The following is a 6,877-nucleotide window of genomic DNA, read 5'->3' on the forward strand; positions in this document are numbered from 1 at the left end:
GGGAAAGCGTATTAACTTAGCAAAAGCTAATGCGTTTTAAGTTGCATGAATAAAGAAAAACGTCACCAAATACTGTCGCGCCTGCGCGACGATAATCCACATCCAGTTACAGAGCTTGAATATTCAAGCCCATTTGAGTTACTAGTAGCAGTAACTCTTTCAGCACAAGCAACTGATGTAGGCGTTAATAAAGCCACTCGAAAGTTGTTCCCTGTTGCTAATACACCCCAAGCTATTTTAGATATTGGCCACGATACACTGCGTGATTACATTAAAACCATTGGCCTATTTAATTCAAAAGCGGCCAACGTGTACAAAATGTGCCAAATATTGGTAGATGAGCATAACAGCATAGTGCCAGAAAATCGTGAAGCCCTAGAAGCCCTACCAGGCGTTGGCCGTAAAACAGCTAATGTTGTACTCAATACCGCCTTTGGCTGGCCTGTAATAGCAGTAGATACGCATATATTTCGTGTATCTAACCGTACCAAGCTTGCCATGGGTAAAGATGTTGTAGCCGTTGAACAAAAACTTGAAAAAGTAGTGCCTGCAGAATTTAAAGTAGACGTACATCATTGGTTGATTCTTCACGGACGTTATACCTGCGTAGCACGTAAACCAAAGTGTGGTAGCTGTATTATTGAAGACTTGTGTGAGTTTAAAGATAAAATAGAGTAACTATAGGCTGCTTTGAGCGAGAAGCCGACGGTCGATAAACTCGTTTTTGGACAAAAATGAGTTAGCAAAAGGCGAACTATTTGGTTCGCCTTTTTAGTGTTAGACTAGCTAGATTGTCACAGATTTCATTACCAATTATCACTTATCTAACTTTCGTACTTTAATGAATTTTGTGAATCTACCAATAGTTCAGTCATTTTTTCCTGCCCAACTTTAATAGAGTTTGTGACTCAAACCCTATTTAATTTAAGAAACTCGTATTCTGGGATCTTTATTCGACAAAATTAGTCTGGTTCATCAGACATTGTTTTCAGAAAATCTTCAAAATCAAATTCAGGGGTAATTCATTTACTTTCCTCTACGGATTTCCACCCCGGATATTTTAAGTTAACAGTAAAACTGCCCTCAACTGAGTTACCACATAGATAGTAAACCCCTGAAATATCGATCCAATTGTTGACTGGACATGACCCCAAAGTTTGCTTTTCACCGAGTACCGTCCACAAAATTTTTAAACCATTCTTATTTAAAAATTCTTCCAAAAGGTTACGATTTACCAGCAGCTCAGATTTTTCTTCACCAAATACGTGAGGATCAAAGCAAGCTAGTTGACCTCTATCATTAAACCAACAACTTGGTATTTCTGACGCACATAACCCCATACCATCAAACATTTCAATCCGTGGGGCTAAAAACGAAGTGCTATCCTCATCCTCCCATCGGTGTTCTTCAGCAGTAGGCAAAACATCGGCAATAATCTCTTCACTTCTATGGTCAAGTCGATTTTTCCCTATAGGTTGCCAACGAGTTTCTTCAGTATCTTCGTCTCTATCGTGATATGCGGAAGACCAATAGTGTTCTTTACTAAATACAGAATAATTTTCACTACTTTCTGGCATCCATCGCCCCATGAAATCTTGATCTTTTAACCATTCTTTTAGGTTTTCATATTCAGATTCTTTAACTAAATAACTTCTAACTTGATACCACAAACTTTTTTTATCACTAGTATCACGGTCAACACCTAATCGTTCTGGTTCAGACCAAGAAAAGTCACCTTCTAATGATAAAAATTCACCATTTAAAATCATCTCTTTTGGGTCTAGTAAACCATTCTCAGAAGTAAGCCAGCCCTGTTCTTCATCATCCCAAGATTCATAAGAAACATGATTGATTTGAGCAGGAAGTTCAGTTCTGATAGTTCTTTGAGGTGAGAACGTTGGATCAATGTTCCTCAAATAGTTTTGCCATGGACCTTGAAAGTAACCAACTTCATTCCCATCCCAATCTGTTAATTGAGCATTGTCAGCAACGCGAGCTACAACTTCATATAATGCTAACCATTGATATTTCTTCCCGATGCGCTCAACTTTGTTTTCAAATCTATCCCCACTACCAGCATAACGATCAAATTGACCATGCATATCAACATTGTATCCAAATTTTTCAAAGATAAGCTTACATGCGTAATTGCTTAAAAGGTTAGGGTCTAAATTCTTCCATGAACTCAATGCAGATTGAAATGTATATCTACCAAAATCACCATAACTACACATTCCTCGCCCATACTCAGTAACCATCGAGCTTAATATTCTATTTTGAGAGCCATATATTTGTTTAAATCCCTTACCATCCCAATCAAATTTATATGAATCAATTTCTTCATTGCTAGGGTAATTATCCGGAAGGGTACTGTTATATGGGGGACGAATAATTTCAGGATCAGTTAATTCAATTTTTTCCTTGTATAGCGCGTATTCCACAATATTTCGAGCATAGTCCCTAACCAAAACATTTGGGTAAACCTCTTCTTTAAGGAAAATATGTTCAACAATATAATGCGCTAAGTTAGATAGTTCATTTAATTGAACTGTATTCAATGTTGCGCCATAGACTGCGGCTAAGATTCTTTCATAAACATATGGATCATTTATTAATTCAAACTTTCTTAATAATTCGCCCCCAATGTGGAGCCTGTCTATCAAAATATTTGAAAGCGCTTTGGTAGCTTTATTTCTCAATTCAAGAGTGGTAGAAGTTAATAGCCAAGATACTGAGATGGATACCAGTAACGCAGACTCATCAGATAAAGTTTTGTGTATATCAGATTGAAGAAGCCATTCGAGCATTTTGTCAATCGAACCTTCAGATTCATATACGTATCGCAAATGTATAGTCCACTCTGCATCTCGATCAGCCAGTGGCATACCAACTAAAAAGTTGTGCAACTTGTTAGCATTGTATGGGTGCTTTACATCACCAGCTACCGTATACGTAAACTCTAAAAAGCTATGAAACGACTCTTCATACTGAAGTACAGTGTTATTAATATAATCATTACAGTTGCTTTTTATCGTGTCCAAATCTCGCCATATCAAACTATTAATAAATGCATCAATAATTGTTTGTTCTTCATGGTAGTTCTGGTCTACAAGTTCAAAAAGATCTTTGCCGTGTAACTCTGGTAGGAGTATCGATAGAGCCTCAATGACACCTTGGTATCTATATTCATTTTGGATTAGATAAAATAGCTCCCCACCTACTTTAAATATCTTACTTATATTTTTTGAAGTAATAATTGTTCGAGCTATAAGGTCTGCCAAGAAATGATCATCGAGTCTTTCATAAGCGAAATATATTCCTTCTTCATCATCTCCGCCATCAAGCCAATAGAGGTTTTTAGATAGCAACCCTTCATGGACTAAGTCTTCTATAATCCCTCTCTTGCTTGTGTATCTTTCTACAACATTATTCGCAATATCACATGCATCATCGTATGGAATATAGCTCAAGTCATTCTCTTGTTTGTGTTTAATTAGACCATTTACTATTTTTCGACATACCTTTGCCGAACTATCATAATCATAATATTTCGGGCCACCTAACTTCATATCGATATTATCAATGAAGTAATTCATCACACTTGAAATACCACCATATCCTTCTGGCACTTCATGTAATCCCCTTTTGCATAGCCCGTCACAAAACAATTTTAAAAATAAGGGGTTGGAAAAATCTGCTTTTAGATAAGGAATCTTTGGCAAATTAATCTCATAGTAATGGAAAAATACTTTGATAGCTTCATGCTCGCGACCAACAAACCCTGTATGAGTAGCAGTTTTCAAATGAGTATTCTCATCAAATTTCGCAGGTATCAACTTTGGAAAATAAGTATCTCTAACAGAGACAATCAAACTAATCCATGGATAGTTTTCAAAATCATTTACAAAAGATATAAAGTGCTCAGCCCAGAAGAACTTACCTCTTCCTTCATTGATAGCATCAATGCAAAAAAGCACCCTTTGTCCCCTTTCTTCACCTATCTCGTTTAAGGCTTCAAGAAATTGATTTTCAGTGCAGTCCAACCTTAAAATATCCGATAAGATCTGGGTCCAAGGGGATTTATCTGTTGTAAAGTGCTGACCTAGCAACAAAACAGCAGGAGCGTCTTTTCCTTGTTGAGCTGCAACAGCATCTGCTAACAAGTGAGACTTCCCAGTTCCAGCCTTTCCTTTTAGAAGCAAATAAGGTTTGTTGGCAAGTAAAATATTACTGTCAGGATTATCTAAAAAAGCAATGAACCTTGCTGAGGCTGTTTTGGCATCCGCTATTTTCTCATCAGTAGCCCCATTACCTAGATACAGTCTTGCTAAACTATCTACTAACTTACTGACATTCTTTGCTTTGTTGACTAATTCTACGAAATCAAAAACAACACCTATGTTTGCGCTAAAGTTTTCAAAGTGCTTTTGTATCGACTGTTTGATTATAGTTATTTCATTAATTAGGTTTAACTGCTTTGAATGTTCACTCGATGTCTTTTCAAGATGAGAAAATGAAGAAAAGTTACCAATTAAGCTATTAACTGATAACAAGTATCTATGAAATTCAGCCCTCGCTTCCTCACAAAACCCTTCATTTTTAAGTAAAGCATCTATTTTTTGGGTTACACCAAGCTTAACATTAACTTCAGGCGTATACCGTACTCCTAAATCTCGAATTGCTCTATTTATGTGGCGTTCAAACCATTGAGGAGAGAGAACTTTACGTAAAGGATTTAATTGAGAGGAGTCTTTCTCTATAATTTCAATACCTTCTGAAATCAATAAATCTCTAAAATGCTTTACTGATAGTGCTGTTAACTCTTTTGACTCTCCATTTTCTAACAATTCTTGGTTAATGATTCCAGCTATGGTGTTATTAATAACCAGCGGTGAACCAGAGTAGCCCGCATATGTAGATAACTTTTTAGAATGTTCTAACTCAATATCAACTTTATTATTTCTTAAAGAACTTAGTTGTTGATTAACAACATTGTTATCACCTAATAAAATATTATCTCCAGAAACCCCTTTTGCAGAAGGAAAGCCTCTTGAAATCCAGTTAGTTCCAGATTTAATTTCCTTATAATCGGTAAAGCTTAATTCCTGAGGAATATTCACAGTCTCTTCAAAGACCAATAGTGCAACATCCAGTTTTTTGTAGTGTTCGTTTATTTGGTCACTGACTTTTGCTTTAACTTGGAGTCCTGAATTGTTAGTACAAATAATTTCATTATCGTCGGCTTCGGTGACATTATGGTACGCAGTCAAGGCTCTGTTATTACTTACAAAAAAAGCTGTGCCACTTTTAGTTCCGCACCCAACTTTAATTACTAATTCTCTTAAATCCATTTGATTACTCAACTATAATTTGATTTGTTGTTTTGAAACTTACGTTTTGACTTTGCTTGGCTATTGACGCTCTAAAAGTTTCAAGTTTATCGTGAGGGTAATTTGTAATAATTTCCGCCCTCATGCCGCTATCTACTATTTTTGCAACAGCACCTAAGTCTGGATGAAAATGTCTACCGTTTGTGGAAATTAAAAATCGTTTTGATGAAATTAAACCTAATAGTCTTTTGGAGATATTATTATTACTCCCGTGATGAGAAACTTTTACAAGCTCGAAATCCAATTCGTACCCATTGGCGTTCAACCTAGATAGTTCTTCATATACGTTATCTTCATGCGCATCGCCTAAAAATAATAATTTATGTTCCTTATGTTCGATGATAAATGCAATCGATGAGCCGTTAGTCGCAGAATTATCCTTACCAACCAGATTAACTAATTCTCCAAAATTAAGTTGTTGATCATTTTTAGATATATCTTGAACACTTGAGTGAAGCTCTGGCATTTTCATATATTGCTCAAATGCATCATCGAATAGCTCATCATCATTCATAGTAAAGTCGTATTTTTCTGATTCTAATTTTGACTGCCACCTTTGAGCTAGTTTTTCAAGCTTGTTTACATCTGGAGAAATGAGCCTAATTGCTACATCATCGGCTATTTTTACCACTTCATTTTGTTTAATTACTGCGTTGCTACCTAATTTTATATTCCATGGATAACTGTACCCATACAACAGGCCAGCTAATGTTACCCCTTCCTCAATGCTTACATTTTGTAATCCAACCTGTTCAGTTCTAAGGTTATTTTGAGAACAAATTTGTTTTAAAGTCGTTGTCTCGTCATGTTCCAAGGCTTTAGCGTTTTTAGAGAACTGCAAGTGCCTATATGAGTTATGCCAAATTTCCTTAACTTCTATAATCTCGCTGTTCCCTGCATTTTCTTTAACAAATTTAATAGCTCCTTCGATATGATCGTTATCGACATGGGTCACCACTAACAAATCAATACTAGAGCCACGATGCTTTAGAGCTGTTAAATCTGGTTTAATAAAGTCGGTATAAGTCTTTCCTAGACCCATATCGATAATTATATTAGTGCTTTCATTATTAAAACTGACAAGAAAAGCATCTCCCTGACAAGCGGGATACATTTTTATTTTTATCATCTACAATTTTCCGCTTTAGTTTATTTTTGACTACAACTATATCGCGCTAATTTATTCTTTGGGCTCTTCTAAAATAAATTTTAGTCTCTGCAAGTAATTTCAAAATCGACATGATAGTGCTCATCATGCGGTAATCCCCCCATTTTTAATGGAGGCTATCTGTAGAATTTCCGTTGTTTAACTTTTCCAGTTTTTGTATGGGTGTTATGCCACCTATACCCATATTAGGGCGTTCATTATTATAAGTCCATAACCAATCGGTTGCTTTATCTTGTAACTCACTAATATCACTGTAAATATAATGACTTAGCCAGTCATACCTAACCGTGCGATTAAACCGCTCTACATAAGCATTTTG

At 36.0% G+C, this 6,877-nt stretch carries 4 protein-coding genes; 1 reads left to right on the top strand and 3 read right to left on the bottom strand.

Annotation, left to right across the window (positions count from 1 at the left end; all coding sequences use genetic code 11):
- The first annotated feature begins 45 nt into the window (after positions 1–45).
- The gene (gene nth, locus NRL14_RS19575) at positions 46–678 is read left to right on the top strand and encodes an endonuclease III (RefSeq protein ID WP_024611069.1); all 633 of its coding nucleotides are present in this window, start codon (positions 46–48) and stop codon (positions 676–678) included.
- Between the two features lie 344 nt (positions 679–1,022).
- Here nth and NRL14_RS19580 read toward each other — a convergent pair whose 3' ends face one another.
- From NRL14_RS19580 to NRL14_RS19590, 3 genes are all read right to left on the bottom strand, one after another.
- Complete coding sequence (locus NRL14_RS19580; protein ID WP_306725407.1) at positions 1,023–5,351, bottom strand: serine protease; 4,329 nt, start codon at positions 5,349–5,351, stop codon at positions 1,023–1,025.
- A gap of 4 nt (positions 5,352–5,355) precedes the next feature.
- Positions 5,356–6,519 carry an MBL fold metallo-hydrolase gene (locus tag NRL14_RS19585; protein ID WP_306725408.1) on the bottom strand — a complete coding sequence of 388 codons (1,164 nt, stop codon included), beginning with the start codon at positions 6,517–6,519 and terminating at the stop codon, positions 5,356–5,358.
- A gap of 145 nt (positions 6,520–6,664) precedes the next feature.
- Positions 6,665–6,877: integrase core domain-containing protein (locus NRL14_RS19590; RefSeq protein WP_306725409.1), on the bottom strand; the 213-nt coding region annotated here is incomplete at its 5' end.

Origin of the sequence: Pseudoalteromonas sp. 20-92 (assembly GCF_030847595.1) — a bacterium.
GTDB lineage: Bacteria > Pseudomonadota > Gammaproteobacteria > Enterobacterales > Alteromonadaceae > Pseudoalteromonas > Pseudoalteromonas fuliginea.

Excerpts from the sequence above, each read along its gene's own strand:
- NRL14_RS19585 (WP_306725408.1), bottom strand. The coding sequence starts at position 6,519 with ATGATAAAAATAAAAATGTATCCCGCTTGTCAGGGAGATGCTTTTCTT.
- nth (WP_024611069.1), top strand. The coding sequence starts at position 46 with ATGAATAAAGAAAAACGTCACCAAATACTGTCGCGCCTGCGCGACGAT.
- NRL14_RS19580 (WP_306725407.1), bottom strand. The coding sequence starts at position 5,351 with ATGGATTTAAGAGAATTAGTAATTAAAGTTGGGTGCGGAACTAAAAGT.